Annotated in this window: 22 protein-coding genes; 9 read left to right on the top strand and 13 right to left on the bottom strand. The window is 49.5% G+C overall.

The window, feature by feature from the left end:
* Nucleotides 1-76: 76 nt before the first annotated feature.
* From On2M_RS14520 to On2M_RS14530, 3 genes are read left to right on the top strand one after another with little or no spacing between them, the layout of a single operon-like run.
* A complete protein-coding gene (locus On2M_RS14520) occupies nucleotides 77-676 on the top strand; it encodes a cytochrome b/b6 domain-containing protein (protein WP_151219069.1) in 600 nt (199 codons plus the stop codon).
* A gap of 11 nt (nucleotides 677-687) precedes the next feature.
* Nucleotides 688-1,458, top strand: coding sequence for a molybdopterin-dependent oxidoreductase (locus tag On2M_RS14525; RefSeq protein WP_151225404.1), 771 nt, complete (start codon nucleotides 688-690; stop codon nucleotides 1,456-1,458).
* A 25-nt stretch (nucleotides 1,459-1,483) separates the two neighbouring features.
* Nucleotides 1,484-1,729, top strand: coding sequence for a pentapeptide MXKDX repeat protein (locus On2M_RS14530; protein WP_151219071.1), 246 nt, complete (start codon nucleotides 1,484-1,486; stop codon nucleotides 1,727-1,729).
* A 150-nt stretch (nucleotides 1,730-1,879) separates the two neighbouring features.
* On the opposite strand, the gene On2M_RS14535 is transcribed toward On2M_RS14530, so the two are convergent.
* From On2M_RS14535 to On2M_RS14565, 7 genes are all read right to left on the bottom strand, one after another.
* On the bottom strand, nucleotides 1,880-3,808 hold the full coding sequence (locus On2M_RS14535; protein WP_151219072.1) for a GGDEF domain-containing phosphodiesterase: 1,929 nt from the start codon (nucleotides 3,806-3,808) through the stop codon (nucleotides 1,880-1,882).
* Nucleotides 3,809-3,825: 17 nt separating this feature from the next.
* Entirely contained in the window at nucleotides 3,826-4,320 is a 495-nt protein-coding gene (locus On2M_RS14540; RefSeq protein WP_151219073.1) for a molybdopterin-dependent oxidoreductase, read from the bottom strand.
* A 412-nt stretch (nucleotides 4,321-4,732) separates the two neighbouring features.
* Nucleotides 4,733-5,374, bottom strand: coding sequence for a PAS domain-containing protein (locus On2M_RS14545; RefSeq protein ID WP_210905030.1), 642 nt, complete (start codon nucleotides 5,372-5,374; stop codon nucleotides 4,733-4,735).
* A 124-nt stretch (nucleotides 5,375-5,498) separates the two neighbouring features.
* Nucleotides 5,499-6,467 carry a threo-3-hydroxy-L-aspartate ammonia-lyase gene (locus On2M_RS14550; protein WP_210905031.1) on the bottom strand — a complete coding sequence of 323 codons (969 nt, stop codon included), beginning with the start codon at nucleotides 6,465-6,467 and terminating at the stop codon, nucleotides 5,499-5,501.
* Between the two features lie 27 nt (nucleotides 6,468-6,494).
* Complete coding sequence (locus tag On2M_RS14555) at nucleotides 6,495-6,890, bottom strand: RidA family protein (RefSeq protein ID WP_151219076.1); 396 nt, start codon at nucleotides 6,888-6,890, stop codon at nucleotides 6,495-6,497.
* Nucleotides 6,891-7,133: 243 nt separating this feature from the next.
* Complete coding sequence (locus On2M_RS14560; protein ID WP_151219077.1) at nucleotides 7,134-7,442, bottom strand: monooxygenase; 309 nt, start codon at nucleotides 7,440-7,442, stop codon at nucleotides 7,134-7,136.
* 36 nt (nucleotides 7,443-7,478) lie between these two features.
* Nucleotides 7,479-8,270 carry a PhzF family phenazine biosynthesis protein gene (locus On2M_RS14565; protein WP_187252505.1) on the bottom strand — a complete coding sequence of 264 codons (792 nt, stop codon included), beginning with the start codon at nucleotides 8,268-8,270 and terminating at the stop codon, nucleotides 7,479-7,481.
* 119 nt (nucleotides 8,271-8,389) lie between these two features.
* Here On2M_RS14565 and On2M_RS14570 point away from each other — a divergent pair, with 119 nt between their 5' ends.
* Nucleotides 8,390-9,088, top strand: a complete 699-nt coding sequence (locus On2M_RS14570; protein ID WP_210905032.1) for an RluA family pseudouridine synthase — start codon at nucleotides 8,390-8,392, stop codon at nucleotides 9,086-9,088.
* 36 nt (nucleotides 9,089-9,124) lie between these two features.
* Here the strand turns inward: On2M_RS14570 and mdtK are convergent, their stop codons facing one another.
* On the bottom strand, nucleotides 9,125-10,498 hold the full coding sequence (gene mdtK / locus On2M_RS14575; RefSeq protein ID WP_151219079.1) for a multidrug efflux MATE transporter MdtK: 1,374 nt from the start codon (nucleotides 10,496-10,498) through the stop codon (nucleotides 9,125-9,127).
* A gap of 217 nt (nucleotides 10,499-10,715) precedes the next feature.
* Between mdtK and On2M_RS14580 the strand changes: the two genes are divergently transcribed.
* On the top strand, nucleotides 10,716-11,363 hold the full coding sequence (locus tag On2M_RS14580; RefSeq protein ID WP_016152982.1) for a riboflavin synthase: 648 nt from the start codon (nucleotides 10,716-10,718) through the stop codon (nucleotides 11,361-11,363).
* Nucleotides 11,364-11,398: 35 nt separating this feature from the next.
* On the opposite strand, the gene cfa is transcribed toward On2M_RS14580, so the two are convergent.
* Together cfa and punC are read right to left on the bottom strand one after the other, a co-directional pair.
* A complete protein-coding gene (cfa, locus tag On2M_RS14585) occupies nucleotides 11,399-12,547 on the bottom strand; it encodes a cyclopropane fatty acyl phospholipid synthase (RefSeq protein WP_151219080.1) in 1,149 nt (382 codons plus the stop codon).
* A gap of 290 nt (nucleotides 12,548-12,837) precedes the next feature.
* Nucleotides 12,838-14,043, bottom strand: coding sequence for a purine nucleoside transporter PunC (gene punC / locus On2M_RS14590; RefSeq protein WP_151219113.1), 1,206 nt, complete (start codon nucleotides 14,041-14,043; stop codon nucleotides 12,838-12,840).
* Nucleotides 14,044-14,155: 112 nt separating this feature from the next.
* Between punC and punR the strand changes: the two genes are divergently transcribed.
* Nucleotides 14,156-15,088: a DNA-binding transcriptional activator PunR gene (gene punR / locus On2M_RS14595; protein WP_151219081.1), complete on the top strand. Its 933-nt coding sequence runs from the start codon at nucleotides 14,156-14,158 to the stop codon at nucleotides 15,086-15,088.
* Here punR and purR read toward each other — a convergent pair.
* Nucleotides 15,085-16,110, bottom strand: coding sequence for an HTH-type transcriptional repressor PurR (purR, locus tag On2M_RS14600; RefSeq protein ID WP_151219082.1), 1,026 nt, complete (start codon nucleotides 16,108-16,110; stop codon nucleotides 15,085-15,087). The two genes, punR and purR, sit on opposite strands and share 4 nt — an antisense overlap.
* Before the next feature lie 297 nt (nucleotides 16,111-16,407).
* Between purR and cydH the strand changes: the two genes are divergently transcribed.
* Both cydH and On2M_RS14610 read left to right on the top strand, forming a co-directional pair.
* The gene (gene cydH, locus On2M_RS14605) at nucleotides 16,408-16,497 is read left to right on the top strand and encodes a cytochrome bd-I accessory subunit CydH (protein ID WP_003029209.1); all 90 of its coding nucleotides are present in this window, start codon (nucleotides 16,408-16,410) and stop codon (nucleotides 16,495-16,497) included.
* Between the two features lie 175 nt (nucleotides 16,498-16,672).
* The gene (locus On2M_RS14610) at nucleotides 16,673-17,842 is read left to right on the top strand and encodes an MFS transporter (RefSeq protein ID WP_210905033.1); all 1,170 of its coding nucleotides are present in this window, start codon (nucleotides 16,673-16,675) and stop codon (nucleotides 17,840-17,842) included.
* Nucleotides 17,843-17,881: 39 nt separating this feature from the next.
* Here the strand turns inward: On2M_RS14610 and sodB are convergent, their stop codons facing one another.
* Together sodB and On2M_RS14620 are read right to left on the bottom strand one after the other, a co-directional pair.
* Nucleotides 17,882-18,463, bottom strand: a complete 582-nt coding sequence (gene sodB, locus On2M_RS14615; RefSeq protein ID WP_151219085.1) for a superoxide dismutase [Fe] — start codon at nucleotides 18,461-18,463, stop codon at nucleotides 17,882-17,884.
* Nucleotides 18,464-18,590: 127 nt separating this feature from the next.
* A complete protein-coding gene (locus On2M_RS14620; RefSeq protein ID WP_187252502.1) occupies nucleotides 18,591-19,421 on the bottom strand; it encodes a C40 family peptidase in 831 nt (276 codons plus the stop codon).
* A gap of 334 nt (nucleotides 19,422-19,755) precedes the next feature.
* On the opposite strand from On2M_RS14620, the gene grxD reads away from it, so the two are divergent.
* Nucleotides 19,756-20,103, top strand: a complete 348-nt coding sequence (grxD, locus tag On2M_RS14625; protein ID WP_003832760.1) for a monothiol glutaredoxin 4 — start codon at nucleotides 19,756-19,758, stop codon at nucleotides 20,101-20,103.
* Nucleotides 20,104-20,146 lie beyond the last annotated feature (43 nt).

Genomic DNA, 20,146 nt, shown 5'->3' on the forward strand with positions numbered 1-20,146 from the left:
TTATTTAAACTTCCGTGAGGATGTGGTGATCACAATGCTGCCATGATGCGCTCATGTCATTCATGGAGAGCGCATCATGCGACCATCAACTTCAGAAACGGTACACCCGCTTTGGCTGCGCTGTTGCCATTGGGTAAATGTCGTTGCTATCGCGGGCATGTTGTTTAGCGGTTGGCGCATCTACAACGCCGCACCGCTATTTTCATTTGAGTTTCCTGCACAAATAACCCTCGGTGGCTGGCTGGGGGGCGCACTCCAGTGGCACTTTGCCATGATGTGGGTACTGGCCTTAAATGGCGCAATTTATCTCTCGCTAGGCATAGCCAGTGGCCGTTTTCGGCAAAAGTTTTTTCCGTTGTCATATCGACAGTTGAAGGACGATCTCTTGCAGGCGCTGCGAGGGAAACTCCAGCACGCCGATCTGCGCCACTACAATATGGTGCAAAAAATAGCCTATCTGTTCATTCTTCTCGATGGCATCGTGCTGGTTTTATCCGGTCTGGTACTGTGGAAATCCGTACAGTTCCCGTTTTTACGGACCTTATTCGGTGGATATGATTCTGCGCGGTATGTCCATTTCTTCGCCATGAGCGCACTTGCGCTGTTTATTGTCATTCATCTGCTAATGGTCCTGCTGGTTCCGCGCACGTTGCTGGCAATGTTACGGGGGCGCTAAGGAAATACATCATGAAAAAATCCCGATTTCTCTCCGACACTGACACGCATTACCTGGTCAAAGAAGCGGAAAAATTACTCAGCCCGGACCGCCGTCGTTTACTGCGCCAGGGACTGACGCTCGGCGGCATCATGATGCTTACCGGTTGCGATATCAGCGATAACACGGATGTGGAAAATGTGCTCTCACGTATGTCACGTTTTAACGATCGGGTGCAGGGGTTTTTATTCAGCGACCGTGCGCTTGCGCCTGAATATACATCCGCAGAGATCACGCGTCCTTTTCCATTTAATGCTTTTTACGGGCCAGAAGATATTCCGCAGGTGGATGGCCGGGACTATCGCCTTGAAATTCGCGGGCTGGTGCGTGACAACCGCAACTGGACGCTGACGGAGCTGCACAACATGCAGCAGACAAGTCAGATTACCCGTCACATTTGCGTTGAGGGATGGAGTGCAATTGGAAAATGGGGTGGTGTGCCGTTTCGCCACTTTTTGACGCTCGTTGGTGCCGATTTGCGCGCGAAGTACGTCAGCTTTCGCTGTGCAGATGACTACTACACCAGCATAGACATGGCCACGGCGTTACACCCTCAGACGCTGATGGCATTGACGTGGGATAACCAGATCCTCCCGGCAGAATATGGCTACCCCATAAAGCTACGTATCCCTACCAAGCTGGGGTACAAGAATCCCAAACATATCCAGGTCATTGAAATCACGAATCGTTTCCCGGGCGGTTATTGGGAAGATCAGGGTTACAACTGGTTTGGTGGCAGTTAATACTACAACACAACGAGGAACTACCATGAAAAAGATGATCATCGCCGCAACCGTATTTTCCGCTCTGTTTATGGCAAACGTACAGGCCGCCGATTCGATGGGCAAAGACGGTATGGCTAAAGACACAATGTCAAAGACACATGACAACATGTGTAAAGACAATATGTGCAAAGACACTATGAGCAAAAAACCAATGACCAAAGACAGTATGGGAAAAATGGACAATATGAAAAAAGATAATATGAATAAAAACCATGAAATGAAAAATTAATTCTTTTTCAATTTCACAGATGTACCCTGTTTTAAAACAGGGTACATTAATTTTTAACGGCGACTGCAGGATGTCAGTCAGTGACTAAAGCTTAATTAACATCCTTTTTCCCAAGGCCAGACCATTCAGAGCTGGGGAGGCGTTTGTGATTTAACCATGTCTGATTTCCTTATCAATACAAGGTTGAGGTTTACCAAACAGATATCCTTGTGCGAAATCGCAGCCGAGAGCCTGCAGTCTTTCCAGTTGTTCCTGCGTTTCAACACCTTCTGCGACAGCCTTCATATTAAGGGACTTCGCCATGCCAGTGATCAGTTTGATGATATTAAGGGCATCTTCCTGTGTAGATATCGAATGCACAAAGGACTTGTCTATTTTGATTTTATCGAAGGCAAGCCTGCTCAGTCGCGAAAGAGAAGAGTATCCGGTACCAAAATCGTCGATGGAGATTTTTACGCCAAGGGCTCTGAGTTTATTCAGGGTATTCATCGGCGTTGTACTCTCAGTAAAGATAGAGGATTCTGTCACCTCCAGTTCAAGACGATCAGGTGGTAGTCCTGTTTCTTTCAGAATGGACAGCACGATACCGGCAAAGGTTTTGCTGCTTAGCTGAACGGGAGAGACATTGACTGAAATTTTAACCGGAATTGCCCAACAAGCTGCCTCCCGGCAAGCAATTTCGAGCACGGCTTTCCCCATCTCATTAATCATTCCTGTTTTTTCAGCAACGGGAATGAAGCTATCCGGTGACAGGAGGCCCTTAAGAGGATGGAGCCATCTAATAAGTGCTTCGTAACTGTAAATTTTCTGGCTGAAAGAGTCGACAATAGGCTGATAATAAACCACGAATTCTTTGTTCACAATTGCCAGGGCCATATCATGCTCAAGTGTTCTGCTTTCTTGCAGCTTTTCTAACATTCGTTGCCGGAAGACCTTTATCTTGCCAGAACCGTCGTTTTTGGCTTCATAAAGCGCCAGATCGGCAAATTTATAAAGATAGTCGGGGCGACGTTCAGTATCTGAGATAACAATACCAACGCAGGTAGTTATATTGATAATTGTGTTGTAAATAGTATAGGGTTGGCTGATATATTCACATATTTTCTGAGCTCGTGAAACTGCGCGACTTTCTGTCAAACCGCTTGAGAGAAACGCAAACTCATCTCCACCTAATCGATACAGTGTATCCGAAGTCAGGCTTATCGAAGTCAGACGGTTTGATATCTGACGTAGTAAAATGTCACCGGCATCATGACCATAGGTATCATTTACCTCCTTGAAGCGATCTAAATCAAACAACATCACAATCACAGAGTCGTTATTTTTTTCTGCCATCTCGATTGTTTTATTTAAATCACCCCAGAATAGCTGGCGATTATTCATCTCGGTAAGAGAGTCATGGTAGACGTCATATTCCAGTTTAGCATTCTGGATTTGTAGCTTTTCTTTAGATATCTGCAGTTCTTCGGCAAGACTCTTAACCTGAAGGTGTGCACGTAGGATATTTCTGTTTTGATAGAAAATGAGCACGCCCAGAATCGCACTCAGTATTATCAGTAGCACAGAGGTTGCTGAATATATGTAGTACAGTGTTTGAATTTTCTGGTTGGCGTTATTGATCGAGTTAACATCCTTGTTTAACGCGCCGGACGAAAGACGACCAAGTGGCGCATCCAGAGTATGCATTTTTTTTAGATAGTCCTGGAGTGCTGAACGGTTCATTTTTTCCAGATTAACATCCAGAAAATTCAGGGTGTTTTCAAGTTTTACCGCCAGTTGACGGTGCGCTATATTGCTTTCAATGTAGCGCCCCAAATCACCCTCTTTGATCAAATCACTCTGGCTGAGCATAATGTCGAGACGCATGCGTACATTATCGAGATTCATCGTATCATCGATAGTGTAAAGAGCTAACAATGATTCAAATCGATAATATTGAGATACCAGCTGTGCAGCAGACCAGGAATCGGTGTAGTGAGTTAGCTTCTGTAACTCTTGTTGTCTTTCATGCACGAGGAATGAGATATATCCAGTAGATATAAAAAGAAAAAAGATGATACCAGCCAGTATTCTGTTCATGATGTTCCTCTGAACGCCTACTCGATATCCATACTACTGACCTGCCATGCAGACCTGGAGTAATAAATCTGGTTATTCAGTTCCGGCATGCTGTCATAGGGGTACACAATGAATAACGGGCCTTTATCACGGATGCGCATATATTTTCCGTTGATTTTTAAAGCAAGGATAGCATCGTATTTTTTGAAATCACTGAGAGGGATAACGGTCGTGTAGTCATTGAGCGCAGTCACCTTTACAACCGATCCTTTTGCACCGACATAATCCATGAGCTTTTGTAATGGAATGCCCGTAAAGGTTGTGCGACCATTATACCAGGGGGAGGTGGTCTGGAAACTTACCATTCCCAGTTTCTCAAGGCTGGCGGTATCAAAAACGGCTTTCCCGTCTTCATTTGTATTTTCAATATTTCCGGACAGTGTTAAAAGGACTTTACCTGCAGGTTTGGGCAGTTCGCTGGCATAGACCTGGGTGACGAGCATAAAGCTTAACAACATGGCGATTAATCGCATTCTGACCTCACCGGCTACCGGATGTGTAAAAGAATTATAATTTAGATATTATGTTAATTATATATGCGGCCTGGTTAATATTTGTTGAATAAACGTGAATATATTTTTATTGATAAAAATCAGATAGTTAGGGTTTGCTTGCTTTTAAAGTTGCTCAAGCAAGGTTGATGAAGTTATTAGAAGGGCGTTAATCTTTATTGATTTGTACAAAAAGCAACCTGTATGTTTAACTGGGATAATTAAACACGCAGAGATGCAAAGGTTTATCTTTTGTGTAGTCACAAGGTAATACTGTTTTTCTTGCGGATGGCTATGTCGGCACAACGCCCCCTCAGCATGTGGCGGAGCACTTTGTGCCAGTAATGAATGACATGTCACTGACCTGCGCTAAGGCATACCTTATATGACCATCTTACTCATTTAACGGTGTCGACTGACGGGCATACAGGTAAGCGGTAGCTCTGGATACCCCCAGATGCTGTGCCACGGTATCCATTGATTTTCGTACGTTCAGCACCCCCTCTTTGCGTAACTGTTGAATCAGCAGCTTACGGTCTTCAGGTTTAAGGGCGCGGGCCGTCGTTGCGCGTTTAGCGGCAAAGTCATCGATACGCTGGCGGATGACTTCATTACTGCCAGGGTCGATATGTTCCTTAATAGGCGAGTTTTCGGTTTCAGTAAATTGTGCAAGGGCACTCTGCATGCCACGAAACAGCGTCATATCCACGTTCAGACAGAGTGCTGCTACGTATTTACCTTCTTCGTCTTTGATGCCAATGGATGTACTTTTCACCGGGCGGCCATCGGCAAACTGGTTGCTGTAATTCGCAATGATGCTGGGAAATTCGGGCGATGCGATTCGCGCCAGACCCAGTTCTGTTGCCGGCTGGCCGGGTTTGCGTCCTGACAAATTGTTATGGATGGACAAAATGGCATGTTCAGGATTCTTGAGGTCATGAACCACCACTTCGCAAAATGGAGAGAAGGTCTCGCCGAGCCCCCTGGCGATAGTGTCAATTTGGCTGAGAAGCGAGTTGTTGTCAGTTTTTGGCATGCCAGTCTCCTGTGGTGATGCCTGTAGCCACGATTGCGAGCAGTTTACAGTGAGCAAGGTTCGCTTTTCCAGACAGGAATATACAGACAGTAATAAGGTATCCGCATAGCAGATACCTTTTTGATCAACTTACGAGGAATTCACTGTAGCGGCTGATATCCACGTTCCCGCCGCTAATGATAATACCGATTTTCTTACCGCGAAGTTCTGCCTTACGGGCTCGCGCAGCAGCAAAACCCAGGCATCCGGTCGGCTCCACGACGATTTTCATGCGCTCAGCGATAAATTTCATCGAGGCGACCAGTTCATCATCTGAGACGGTCAGAATATCGTTAACGTTTTGCTGAATGATCGGAAACGTTATCTTCCCGAGATGTTGGGTCTGCGCACCGTCAGCGATGGTTTTGGGCGTATCAATATGAACAATTTTTCCGCTGCGAAACGACCGTTGCCCATCGTTTCCCGCTTCGGGTTCGACGCCATAGATGAGGCAGTCAGGGGAGAGATGTCGGGCTGCCAGTGCGGATCCTGAAAGCAGGCCGCCGCCACCCAGACACACGAACAGAACGTCCAATTGACCCACTTCTTCAATCAGCTCTTTTGCGGCAGTGCCCTGGCCCGCAATCACGTGCGGATGATCGTAAGGCGGGATTAGCGTCAAACCGTGTTTCTCTGCCAGCTCCCGGCCTATTTTCTCACGATCTTCGGTATAGCGATCGTAAATCACCACATTTCCACCATAGCCTTTTGTTGCCGCAACTTTAGCTGCCGGGGCATCGTGCGGCATGATAATCGTCGCCGGGATCCCCAACAACTTTGCCGACAGGGCAATGGCCTGCGCATGGTTGCCGGAAGAAAAGGTGACGACGCCTGCAGCGCGTTGTTCTGGTGTAAACTGGCGCAGCGCATTCATAGCTCCGCGAAATTTAAACGCGCCCATTCTCTGGAAGTTTTCGCATTTGAAGAAAACGTCAGACGCAAATTCGTCATTAACCGTTCGGGAGGTCATCACCGGTGTTTTGTTGGCATACTCGGCGATGCGCTCTGCCGCAGCGGCAACATCGTTATAATCAGGCAGTGTCATTTCAGTCATTCTTGTTCACCTGTATGTCGTTAAACGTCACGCTTGTGGGGCCAAGGCAATAGCTTCGATTTCCAGCGCGAAACCATAATGAAGCTCTGCAACACCGGCTACTGCTCGAGATGGGCGGAAATCACCGATCCACTCGCCATAGATTTTGTTAAACGTTGGCCACTGGTTGATATCTGTCACATAGACGCGTACTGACACCAAATGCTGTCGGGAAATTCCAGCGCCAGCCAGGCAGGCATCAATATTCTGTAGCACCAGTCGCGTCTGCTCTTCAAAAGAAGCATTCGTTTTCTTTTCGCCATCAATAGTGACCGGCAACTGGCCGGAAATGAAGACGAACCCGCCAGCCGTTGTACTGTGCGAGTAATGACCAGCAGGTGGAAAGCCCCCTGCAGATGCGTTCAATGTAATCTCCACAGACATAAAGAATCTCCTGATGTTGATGATAATTCATTTTGTATAAAATAATACATTTTGTATTATTTTATACGCTTTCATGCAACGTCAGGCTAGTGATAATTTTCACAGGTGCTGATTTTGTGAACTATTGCAAATGTGGTTAACGTAAAAGCTATGCTGAGTGGGAACAGGGAGGTTTCGGTTTTAACGAGGGGAAAGCAGTATCAGTGGTGAAACGCCCCGGGGAGGGGCGTCTGAAGCAAAAAATTAGCCAATATGACCGTGGTTAATTTTACTTAACGGCTCATTAATATCGAAGATTTTGAACGTCACGTCTTCCACTCCCAGATGCTTCAGACGGGCAGTGTGCTTTTTGATATAGGCTAGCGCGCTGACTTCATCCTGAAACAGGTAGATGCCACCGGCTTCGTGGTTTGCTTCGTTCTCGGTCCAGATTTTCCAGATGAACCCCGGCTCCTGGTTGATGGATTCGGCCAGTTCAACAAGCTGATTCGACATCTCAGCGCCAAACGGACCATGAAAATCAAAGTGTATCTGCACGAGTTTGTTCGCCATAAATCCTCCTTGGATTGGTTAATTCGGGGAGAGCTGCTAGCGCAACAGCACTTTCCCAGTTAGATAAGTGATTGCCTGTCCGCCGATATAAACACGCGTTCCTGCCAACTGGCAGCGTAAATCTCCGCCGCGCGCAGAGACCTGGCGCGCCAGCATCTGTGATTTATTGAGTTTTGCTGCCCAGTAAGGAATCAGCATGCTATGTGCCGAGCCCGTGACAGGGTCTTCCGCTACGGCTTCACCCGGACAGAAGAAACGGCTGACGAAGTCGTATTGCCCGTCACCCGGCGCGGTGATACAAACCATTTTCCGCAACGGAAGCATGGCGTGGATGTCCGGGCGTACAGCCTCAACCTGCTGTTGATTATCCAAAACAATCATATAATCGCGCGCGACACGCACTTCTTTGTATTCGGTGATGCCTAATGTTTCCAGCAGTAAGGCGGGCGGTTCGGTGGGCTCGCTTTGCCAGGCAGGAAAATCAAGCGTCAGCCATTCACCGCTGCGCGTGACCGTCAGTGGCCCCACGAATCGAGTGGCAAAATGGAGGGTCGTACCTGGGTAGTCCAGATGTTCAAAGATGACATGTGCGGCGGCAAGCGTGGCATGTCCACACAGATTGATTTCTCCCTGAGTGGTAAACCAGCGCAGCTCAAAGCCATTCTCGTTGACGACAAAAAAAGCGGTTTCTGACTGGTTATGCTGCTGCGACATTTTCAATAATGTTTCATCGGGCAACCAGTCTGGGAGCGGACATACTGCTGCGGCATTACCGCCAAACGTGGTGGTGGTAAAGGCATCTACCATATAGAAATCGATTTGTTGCACGGTGTAACCCTCTCATCGTACTCGGGATAACCCACACTCTATCATGCCTGTACGACTCAAATTCGCCAGTCTGGTGAAAATTGGATATGATCTGCTCCCACATTTCATTCTGGCCGCACATGTCTACGATCCTCGATACTTTTATTGCCCCGCCTTGTCATGACGAGATAGAGATCCTCTATCAGGACGAACATCTGGTGCTTATCAATAAACCTGCCGGGCTGCTAAGTTTGTCGGGGAAAAATCCGCAAAATCTCGATTCGGTACATCATCGGCTGGTACAGATTTATCCCGGTTGCACGCTGGTACATCGGCTCGATTTTAGCACTTCAGGGTTGATGGTGGTTGCCCGTAACAAAGCGATCAACGCCGCGCTTTGCCAGCAGTTCAGTCGACGTACGGTAAGCAAAATGTACAGCGCGCTGTTATGTGGGCATCTGAAAAATGATGAAGGGGTTATAGACGCAGCGATAGCCAAAGACCCGGCGTTGTTTCCACGGATGTCGATTTGCGCCTTCAACGGCAAACCCGCGCGCTCGCGCTATCAGGTTGTTGAGCGTTTTCATTATCGCCAGGAAAATGGGGCGTCACTCTGCCTGACCCGGGTACAACTGACGCCTGAAACCGGGCGTACCCATCAACTGCGGATCCACTGTCAGTTGTTAGGACATCCGATTTTAGGCTGTGATTTGTATGGAGGTTGTCTGCTGCCAGGCACTGAAAGGGCGCCGCGACTGATGCTGCATGCCAGTGAATTGCATTTCAGGCATCCCATCAGTCAGGAATGGATGAATGTCCAAAATGCCAGTCCGTTCTGAGGATGAAAAAAGCCGCCAACGGCGGCTATTTGGGTATTATCGTGCAGCTCGTTGCAATATAACCGCTGACGGTTGGCGTTGTAGAAAACGCATTCGCAGCATCATCAGCACCGCCGCAGAAGTCAGGCCGATAATAAAGCCCATCCAGAATCCTGCTGGCCCCATCCGGTCAACCACCAGATCGGTCAGCGCCAGAATATAGCCGCTCGGCAGACCCAGCACCCAGTAGGCCGTAAAGGTAATAAAGAAAATTGAACGGGTATCTTTATAACCACGCAGGATACCGCTGCCAATAACCTGGATAGAGTCAGATATTTGATACACCGCCGCCAGCAACATGAGCTGTGCTGCCAGAGCGACAACTTCCGGGTTATTGTTGTAGAGCAGGGCAATGTGTTCACGGAATGTCACGGTGAAAATCGCCGTTACCACGGCCATGCAGACACCGACGCCCAGACCCGTTCTGGCTGCGGTTTGGGCATCCAGCGTGGAACCCTGACCCAGACGATAACCGACACGAATGGTGACGGCGGCAGCCAGAGACATCGGCAGAACGAACATTAACGAGCTGAAGTTCAACGCGATCTGGTGTCCGGCGACGTCAACAATCCCCAGTGGGGAAACCAGCAACGCGACTACTGCAAACAGCGTCACTTCGAAAAACAACGCCAGCGCGATAGGTAAACCCAATTGCACCAGACGCTTCATTACTGCGGTGTCCGGCTTCTGGAAACCACGCTCATTACGGATGTCGCGCATTGAGCGTGCGCGTTTAATGTAAGACAGCATCGCGATAAACATTACCCAGTAAACCGCTGCCGTAGCGACGCCACAACCCACGCCGCCCAGTTCCGGCATGCCTAAATGCCCATAAATGAAAACGTAGTTAACCGGAATGTTCACCAGCAGGCCGAGAAATCCCATCACCATTGCGGGTTTGGTCTTGGCCAGACCTTCGCACTGGTTACGGGCTACCTGGAAGAACAAATACCCCGGTGCGCCCCACAGCAGCGCGCGAAGATAGCCAACGGCTTTATCCGCCAGAGCCGGGTCGATGTTATGCATGGAGCGAATAATGTAGCCTGCGTTCCATAGCACGATCATAATCAGAACGGAGACGCTACCCGCCAACCAGAATCCCTGACGTATTTGATGGGCAATCCGATCGCGGCGTCCGGAACCATTGAGTTGCGCAATGACCGGCGTCAGAGCCAGTAACAGTCCATGGCCAAACAGAATAGCTGGCAGCCAGATGGACGTTCCAATAGCGACGGCAGCCATGTCCGTGGCGCTGTATCCACCCGCCATGACGGTATCAACGAATCCCATTGCAGTTTGAGCGATTTGCGCAAGAATCACCGGAATTGCCAGAGCTAATAACTGACGCGCTTCACTTACATACTTTTGCACGTGTACACCACTATATTGTTGTTATTTGAGAGACTAAAAAAGCCGCCTTATCTGGCAGCAAGGAGAAAAAGCTGGGGAAATTTCAGTCTATTGTAGCGAGGAATACGTAATTCTCCAGTGAAAAAACAGGCAGTAGCGGCGCATCGCTGGCAACCTGAATTTCCACCTGCTATTGTGCTGTGCAGAGATGTCTTAATTGAGTTCAGGAGTTAGAAGTATGTTTACGGGTATTGTGCAGGGCACCGCGAAATTGGTGTCTATTGATGAAAAACCAAATTTTCGTACGCATGTTGTGGAGTTACCTGAATATATGCTGGATGCGCTTGAGACCGGCGCATCGGTTGCCCACAATGGGTGCTGTCTGACGGTCACCGAAATCAACGGTAACCAGATAAGCTTTGATCTGATGAAAGAAACGTTGCGTATCACAAATCTGGGGGATCTGAAGGTCGGAGATTTGGTCAATGTTGAGCGCGCGGCAAAATTCAGTGATGAAATCGGCGGGCATTTAATGTCGGGCCATATTATGACTACTGCCGAAGTATCGAAAATTCTGACCTCAGAAAACAATCGCCAGGTGTGGTTTAAAGTTCAGGATCCGTCACTGATGAAATATATCCTGTACAAAGGATTTATCGGTATTGACGGCATCAGCCTGACGGTAGGCGAAGTCACACCGACACGCTTTTGCGTGCATTTGATTCCGGAAACCCTGGAGCGTACGACGCTTGGCAAGAAAAAACTGGGTGCGCGGGTCAATATCGAAATCGATCCGCAAACGCAGGCGGTGGTTGATACCGTTGAGCGTGTGCTGGCGGCGCGAGAAAGCGCTATCAGCAACGTCACAGGTGAAGCAGGAGCCTGAGAGTAAAGCCCCCGTTAGCACGGGGGCGATAATAATTAGCGGGGAACGCGTAGGCCGTGTTCAACTCCGCGGGAGAAAACCACCTGCCATAGCTGAATGTCGCGAGCGCGAAATGCGCCTGCGCAAGCGTTCAGGTAATAGCTGAACATCCGTTTAAAGCGCTCGGTGTAATTATCGGCGATTTCAGGCCAGGAACTCATGAAACGTTCGTGCCAGGCCATCAGGGTGGTATCGTAATCCGCACCAAAATTATGCCAGTCTTCCATCACAAAATGCGGCTCGCTGGCGTTGGCAATTTGGCGAACTGACGGTAAACAGCCGTTCGGGAAGATATATTTATTGATCCACGGGTCAACGTTATTGTCGGTTTTATTAGAACCGATGCTATGCAGCAAAAAGAGACCGTCCGGTTTTAAATTGCGATCGACTACGTCAAAATAGGTCGCGTAATTTTTCGGTCCTACATGTTCAAACATGCCGACGGAGACAATGCGATCAAATTTGTCGTTCAGGTCGCGATAATCCTGCAGCAAAATGGTGACATCCAGCCCCGCACAACGCGCTTGCGCCATTTTCTGTTGTTCTGCAGAAATGGTCACGCCTACCACGCTTACGCCATATTGTGATGCCAAAAACTGGGACAAGCCACCCCAGCCGCAGCCTATATCGAGTATCCGCATTCCTGGCTGCAACTGCAGTTTTTCGGCAATCATTTTCAGCTTCGCCTGCTGGGCAGATTCCAGGGTGTCGGCATCTTTCCAGTAGGCGCAGGAATACTGCATATAAGGGTCGAGCATGCGGGAAAAGAGATCGTTGCCTAAATCGTAATGTTCTTTGCCGACAACCCACGCACGTTTTTTGGTCTGCAAATTAAACAGGCGAGCCGCTGCAATTCGCAGTGTATCTTTGAAATGGCGGGGGAGTTGGTTTTCAAGACCGGCGCGCAGGGCTTTACTAAAAAACATGTCCAGCCGGTCGCATTCCCACCAGCCATCCATATAACTTTCACCCAAACCTAACGATCCTTCCTGCAATACGCGCTTGAAAAATCTAGGGTTGTTAACGCGAATATCTGCCGGTGCCGGACCATTAACGGCGATGCCTGCACGGCTTAACAATTCACTGGTGATGCGGTACCAGTTATCATCCGGTACGCTGATATCTTCTATACACGATGAACTCATAGCTTCTCCATCACTGGTCGGTGATCAGAACCTTAAAACAGCGTAGACGCTTTTTTGGGCTGTGTGAGAAATCTCACGAAATTAATCCGTGAATCTATAATCCGACGTAGAACAGAGGAAGGGAAGAACCCTTGCCGAAAAGACCATCCGTGGGAATACGAGAACGTTCTTGTTCCCGTTACCGCATAAAAATTATCGTTTTTTTAAAAACCGGAAATCAGTATAGGCCTGAATTTTTGATGATTCAACATATAATTGTTAGCGGGCTAATTAATAGCCCGCGGTAATTATTAATGAGACTCTCCGTGGACAATTTGCACACGGTCGTCTGTTTGAGGGGTGCCAGCTTTCTGTGATTGCATTTTGTACCCTACGGCCGCCAGTAGCACCGTAGTCAGCATCACGCTGGTAGTGGTGAGCAGCGGGGTGGCGATCAGCCAGGAAACCACAAGGCTTGCCAGGAAGCATAAACCCAACTGCAACGTATTCTGCAATGCGGCTGCTCGTCCGGTCGCCTGCGGGAACGGGCGTAATGCCTGAGCGACAACGATAGGGTAGATGGCACCGTTGGCAATCGCCATCACGCAGAATGGGATCAGGATTTCAGCGAGCGCAACATGGTGAATAAAGCCGGTAGCCCAGGTGGCAACGACACTAATCGCATACAGGATGAGTAACCATGGCAGCAGTTGACGACCTTGCCATTTTTGTAACGCAGCGCGACAGCCGTAACCGCCGACTAAGAAGGCGATGGTTTGCGGTACATAGCTCAGGCCAATCACTGCCGGGCTGTAGCCCATTTCGCTGAGGATGAACGGGGAGCCCGTCAGCCATGCGAAGAAGCTCGCGGAACAGGCGGCATAAATCAGTACGTTCCCGCGATAGGTTTTCGAGCGTAGCAGGGTGGCGAATGTCAGTTTATCCTGGCTGTCGTCGCGCGCTTTAGCCGTTGGTTTTAAGCGCAGGGCAGGAAGCATCAGAATTAGGGTTATGGCAAACAGGGTGGCGAAAATGGCCTGCCAGGAAAAATGTACAAGGATCCAACTGCCTAACAACGGCGCCAATGCCGGAGATAATCCGACCAGCGGCATAATGGTGGCAAAGATGCGATTTACTTTTTGTGACGGATAATAATCAGTGACCAGCGCCTGCCAGATTACCGATGCCGCACAGACACCAACGGCTTGAACAAAACGCAGCGCCAGCAGGCCTGTGGCGTTTTCAACCCACAGCATGCCCAGACTACCCAGAGCAAAGATAGATAAACCCAGCAACAAAATAGGTTTGCGGCCGTAGTGGTCGGAAAGTGGCCCCCACAGAAGCTGTGCCACGGCAAAACCGGCTAAGAACAAGCTAAGGCTGGCGCTGACGGCTGATGCAGGCGTTTGCAGATCGGACTGAATTGCGGCGAAGGCGGGCAGATACATATCCGTTGCCAGAAAGCCGAGCACGCTAAGACCCGCCAGCCAGACTAAAAACCCTTTCCCAGGTTGCATCATCATTTCTCTTTTTTAGCAGTAGAACAATGCCGCTGAGTGTAGTGAGTGTAATTCTTGCTGTGAAACGCTAATATTTGCTTACTGATTTCAAATTTTTTGCAGGCAGAATATGTGGTCGGAATATTCACTTGAAGTGGTTGATGCGGTTGCGCGTAATGGCAGCTTTAGTTCGGCCGCGCAGGAGTTGCACCGTGTACCCTCAGCGGTAAGCTACACCGTACGTCAGCTGGAAGAGTGGCTGGCGGTGCCGCTTTTTGAGCGACGTCATCGGGATGTGGAGTTGACGCCTGCCGGTGCGTGGTTTCTCAAAGAAGGCCGCTCTGTTATCAAAAAAATGCAGATCACCCGCCAGCAATGTCAGCAAATTGCCAACGGCTGGCGCGGACAGCTGGCGATTGCGGTAGATAACATTGTTCGCCCGGATCGCACCCGACAGATGATCGTGGATTTCTATCGTCATTTTGATGATGTGGAACTGTTGGTTTTTCAGGAAGTGTTTAACGGCGTCTGGGATGCGCTGTCCGATGGCCGCGTTGAGCTGGCAATTGGCGCCACGCAGGCGATTCCGGTGGGGGGACGCTATACCTTTCGCGACATGGGAATGCTGAGCTGGAGTTGCGTGGTGGCCAGCCATCATCCGTTGGCGTCAATGCCTGGGCCGCTTAGCGACGACACGTTGCGCAACTGGCCGTCGCTGGTGCGTGAAGATACTTCCCGTACGCTGCCAAAACGCATTACCTGGCTGCTGGATAACCAAAAACGTGTCGTGGTGCCTGACTGGGAATCTTCCGCTACCTGCTTATCCGCAGGGTTGTGTGTTGGCATGGTACCGACGCATTTTGCCAAACCGTGGATCGATAGCGGCAAGTGGGTCGCGCTACAGCTGGAAAATCCATTTCCTGATGCCGCATGCTGTCTGACATGGCAACAGAACGATACGTCACCTGCATTGAGCTGGCTGTTGGACTATTTAGGGGATAGCGAAACGCTGAACAAAGAGTGGCTGCGGGAGCCAGATGAGGCTCCCGCACAACGGTCTTAACGACGGTAATCGCGGAACGGGCCGTCGGCAACGGAGCGACGCTCTACCAGACGCGGATGCACCTCGATAGATTGCGACTCTTCACGTTTATTCACGATACGGTCTAACAGCATATTGAAGGCCGTTTCACCGAGCGAATCTTTAGGCTGGTGAATGGTCGTCAGAGCCGGCGTGAAGAAACGGGCGTTGCGCACGTTGTCGTAGCCGATAAGCGAGATATCCTGCGGTACCCGCAGTCCCATCTCATCAGCGGCGCACAGCGCACCCATCGCCATGATATCGCCACCACAGAAGACGGCGGTCGGACGATGCGGCTGTGACAGAATTTGCTGCATGGCGCGATAGCCGGATTCAGGCTCAAAATCCCCCTGGACAATCCAGTTGTCCGGTACTTTTATCAGCGCTTCTTCCATCGCTTTCATAAAGCCAGCCAGACGCCCGGCTCCGGTGTTACGTTCCATTGGGCCTGGGATCACGCCAATCTCACGATGACCGCGTTCGACCAGATACCGACCCGCCATGTAACCACCTTCGAAGGCATTATCAATGACGGTATCGGTAAAGTCGGCTTTGGCCTCGCCCCAGTCCATGACGACCATCGGGATATGGCGGTATTCTTCGAGCATCGAAAGCAGCGACTCCGGATACTCAGAGCACATCACCAGCAGACCATCAACGCGCTTTTGCGCCATCATCGACAGATAAGCCTGCTGTTTTTCAAGGCTGTTCCATGCGTTACCCAGAATCAGGGTATAGCCTTTCTGGAAACAGTTTTTCTCAACGGCTTCGATAATTTCAGCGAAATAGGCCGCTTCACTGCTGGTGGCCAGCAAGCCAATAGACTTGGTGTGATTCACCTTCAGGCTGCGCGCAACTGCGCTCGGAGAATAGTGCAGCTCTTTGATTGCCGCCCAGACAGCATTACGCGTTTCTTCCGCGACAAAGCGCGTCTTGTTAATCACGTGTGATACGGTTGTAGTGGAAACGTTTGCTCGCTTCGCTACATCTTTAATTGTTGCCATTACATCTCACTCCAGACCATATCCTAAGCTCCTGAGAATACTCCAGGTAAACGTTTGCCTTCACACACCCTTAACGCAACGTAAGGGTTGCGGCACGCCGGGAAAACGACACGGAACGTCAGGAAGGGGTCAATGGCCGGTACGCTAATCAAGTAAGCGTGGAATTTTGTCTGATCTTAACGAAAAGGGGAAGAGTTAAAAGCAGTTATCAATATAAATCGTGAGAGATTTTTGCTTTCAAGTGTGTAAAAATGCGCAATATCACTTTTTGTGTGGGAATAAAAAGGAGAAAACTTGATGAGCACCGATCTGAAATTTTCGTTAGTGACTACCATTATTGTTCTGGGTTTGATCGTCGCGGGTGGCCTGACCGCAGCGCTGCATTAATTTCCTCGAGGGAGTTAGCTCTCCCTCACTCTTTCCGCTCGTCTATCTCTTCTATTGTTTGCGAATAAGCAAAAGTCTTTTGCAATTTTGTTAACTTTATTAATTTTGCGATCAATGTCATGCTTTTGACTCTTATTTTATGTCGCGCCACGGCTCGACGTTACGGAGTCGCAATATGAAACTCAATTATCCTTTACTGGCGCTGGCGATCGGAGCGTTTGGCATTGGCACCACCGAATTTTCGCCAATGGGATTATTGCCCGTCATAGCCAAAGGAGTGGATGTTTCGATTCCGGCCGCCGGCATGTTAATCAGCGCGTATGCGGTTGGCGTGATGGTGGGGGCTCCGCTGATGACATTATTATTGTCTCATCGTGCGCGACGTAATGCGTTGATTTTCCTGATGGCGATTTTCACGTTGGGTAATGTCCTCTCGGCGATTTCACCGGATTACTCCACGCTGATGTTATCGCGCATTTTGACCAGTCTTAATCACGGGGCATTTTTCGGCCTTGGCTCTGTGGTTGCTGCAAGTGTGGTGCCCAAACATAAACAGGCCAGTGCCGTGGCAACCATGTTTATGGGGTTAACCATTGCCAATATTGGCGGCGTTCCGGCGGCGACCTGGCTTGGTGAAAGCATCGGCTGGCGCATGTCGTTCATGGCAACGGCAGGGCTCGGCGTTATCGCCATGGTCAGTCTGTTCTTCTCATTACCCAAAGGCGGGGCGGGAGAGCGTCCGGATGTACGCAGCGAACTGGCGGTACTTATGCGTCCTCAGGTGCTGTCGGCTCTGCTGACGACCGTGCTGGGAGCAGGGGCGATGTTCACGCTTTATACCTACATCTCACCGGTGCTGCACACTATCACTCATGCCACACCAGCATTTGTGACCGGTATGCTGGTGCTGATTGGCGTGGGCTTCTCAATCGGTAACTATTTTGGCGGCAAGCTGGCTGACCGTTCAGTCAATGGTACGTTGAAAGGCTTTTTACTGCTGTTAATGGTTATTATGCTGGCCATTCCTTTCCTTGCGCGTAATGAGCCTGGCGCGGCGGTCAGTATGGTGGTCTGGGGTGCGGCGACATTTGCAGTGGTTCCACCGTTGCAGATGCGAGTGATGCGTGTTGCCAGTGAAGCGCCGGGTTTATCATCGTCAGTCAATATTGGCGCATTTAACCTGGGGAATGCACTGGGGGCCGCAGCCGGTGGGGCGGTGATATCCGGTGGCCTGGGTTACAGTTTTGTGCCTGTGATGGGGGCGATTGTGGCAGGGCTTGCGCTGCTGCTGGTGTACATTTCCGCAAGAAGACAGCCTGAAGAGGCTTGCACTACCGCGAATTAATGCAAAAACGCAGAAGGAAGCCCTTCTGCGTTATCTTTTTTATGCTGCGAAGTTCTTCGCAACAAACTCCCAATTCACCAGCGCCCAGAAATGTTCCAGGTAGCCAGGACGAGCATTGCGATAGTCGATGTAGTAGGCGTGTTCCCATACGTCAACGGTCATCAGTGGCGTCGCGTCGGTGGTCAGCGGCGTACCCGCGTTGGAGGTTGAAACGATAGCCAGTTTGCCATCCGTTCCTTTAACCAGCCAGGTCCAGCCAGAACCGAAGTTTTTGATAGCGGCATCGGTGAACTGTGCTTTGAAATCTGCAAAGCTGCCAAAGGAGGCTGCAATGGCTTCGGCCAGTTTACCAGTCGGTTCGCCACCTGCGTTCGGTGCCAGGCAGTTCCAGTAGAAAGTGTGGTTCCAGACCTGGGCTGCGTTATTGAATACACCACCTTCAGAGCTACGAACGATCTCTTCCAGTGATTTACCTTCAAACGCCGTGCCTTTGATCAGGTTATTCAGGTTAGTAACGTAAGTCTGGTGATGTTTGCCATAGTGGTATTCCAGCGTTTCAGCAGAAATGTGCGGGACCAGAGCATCTTTGGCATACGGTAATGCAGGTAATTCGAACGACATTGCTTCTCTCCTTATTATTTATATTGAGTACACACAATAGCCTCATTGTGAGTAAGGATAGGGTAGCAAATTGAAAGGTTATGCAAAAGAAGAACTTACCCTACAGCATGTTCTGTAGGGTAAGTTTTTAGCGAATTGTTTTTGGCGTCATTACCCGGCGAGCGCCCACATAGTGGCGCTGCCAGTAATCTTCGCTCAGCGAGGTGATTTGAATTTCCCGGCCGCTGCGCGGGGACTGAATAAATTTTCCGTTGCCGACATACACACCAACGTGATCGGCTGTTCCGCGACCCTGAGTACGGAAAAAGACCAGATCGCCATTTTTCAGTTCGCCACGTTCAATCGGCGCGGCATCACGTAGATGGTACATTTCGTTCGCAGTACGGGGAATGCGGAATTTCACCAGATCTTTATAGGCATAATAGACCAGACCGCTGCAGTCAAACCCGGTTCTTGGCGATGTACCGCCCCAGCGATAAGGCTTGCCTATTTGATTCATCAGCGTGGACATGGCGGTTTTAGTGGCTTTCTGCACTTTGACCTTGTGTGCGTCAGCGAGCGTAGTCGGAGCCGTGGTTTTCACTTTTACACAGCGTGGCTTATGGCCTTTACGCGGCGTGCATTTTTCAGTCCAGGTCACGGCAGCGGTTTGTGCTGCGGCGGTTTTGCCTCGACGGTTTGCAGTTTTAGTCGACTTTGCCGGAGTGGCAGTGCGATTTTTAGAAGAGGAAGCGGTTTTGGTGCTGGTTTTACTGGAGGTCTTTGTCGCCGTTTTCTTGTTGGTCTTTGTTGTTTTTTGGCTGGTTGTTGCGCTTTTCTTTTTATCTACCGTTTTGATGGGGTGGGATTGGGTAGTTGTCGTCCTGGCCTGCTTGGAAGCATGAGCCATAGGCGTAAAGGGCAGTGTAGTAAAAAGTAAAGCACAGAGCGTGATCGAGATTCGGTTTATCCGCGCCACTGAGCAGTCCTCTGGTAAGGCAGGTCTATAGTGCCTGCGTGTGATTTTCAAAACTTGATGATTCTAATCTATAGAAAGAGGGAAAGTTAATAGCTTTTTTTGTTTAAAACTGTGTTTCGTAACCGACCGCAAAAAAAAACAGCAATTAACGTGGAAACAGGTGAAAGGACAATCAAATCCACAGGCTTCAAGGGGATAAATGAGATTATGAATGCAACTTTTAGCGTCAGGGGATAAAATAATAAGGCGTAATGAAAATGTTATTTTCCGTTGCCTGTCTGACCCGTTACAATGTCAGACTACTGCCGTAAAAGAAGTTTAAGGAAGCAAGATAATGAGCACCACTATCGAAAAAATCCAGCGCCAGATCGCTGAAAACCCGATTCTCCTGTACATGAAAGGTTCCCCTAAACTGCCAAGCTGCGGTTTCTCCGCTCAGGCTGTGCAGGCGTTGTCTGCCTGTGGTGAGCGTTTTGCTTACGTTGATATTCTGCAGAACCCGGATATTCGCGCCGAGCTGCCGAAATACGCAAACTGGCCGACCTTTCCGCAGCTGTGGGTTGATGGTGAGCTGGTTGGCGGCTGTGACATTTTGATCGAAATGTACCAGCGCGGTGAGTTACAGCAGCTGATTAAAGAAACAGCGGCGAAATACAAAACCGAAGAACCAGACGCTGAGTAATTTTAGCGGAAATAAAAAAGCGACCTGTGATGGTCGCTTTTTT

It is taken from the genome of Citrobacter sp. On2M, from assembly GCF_018035235.1.
GTDB classification, from domain to species: Bacteria; Pseudomonadota; Gammaproteobacteria; order Enterobacterales; family Enterobacteriaceae; genus Citrobacter; species Citrobacter meridianamericanus.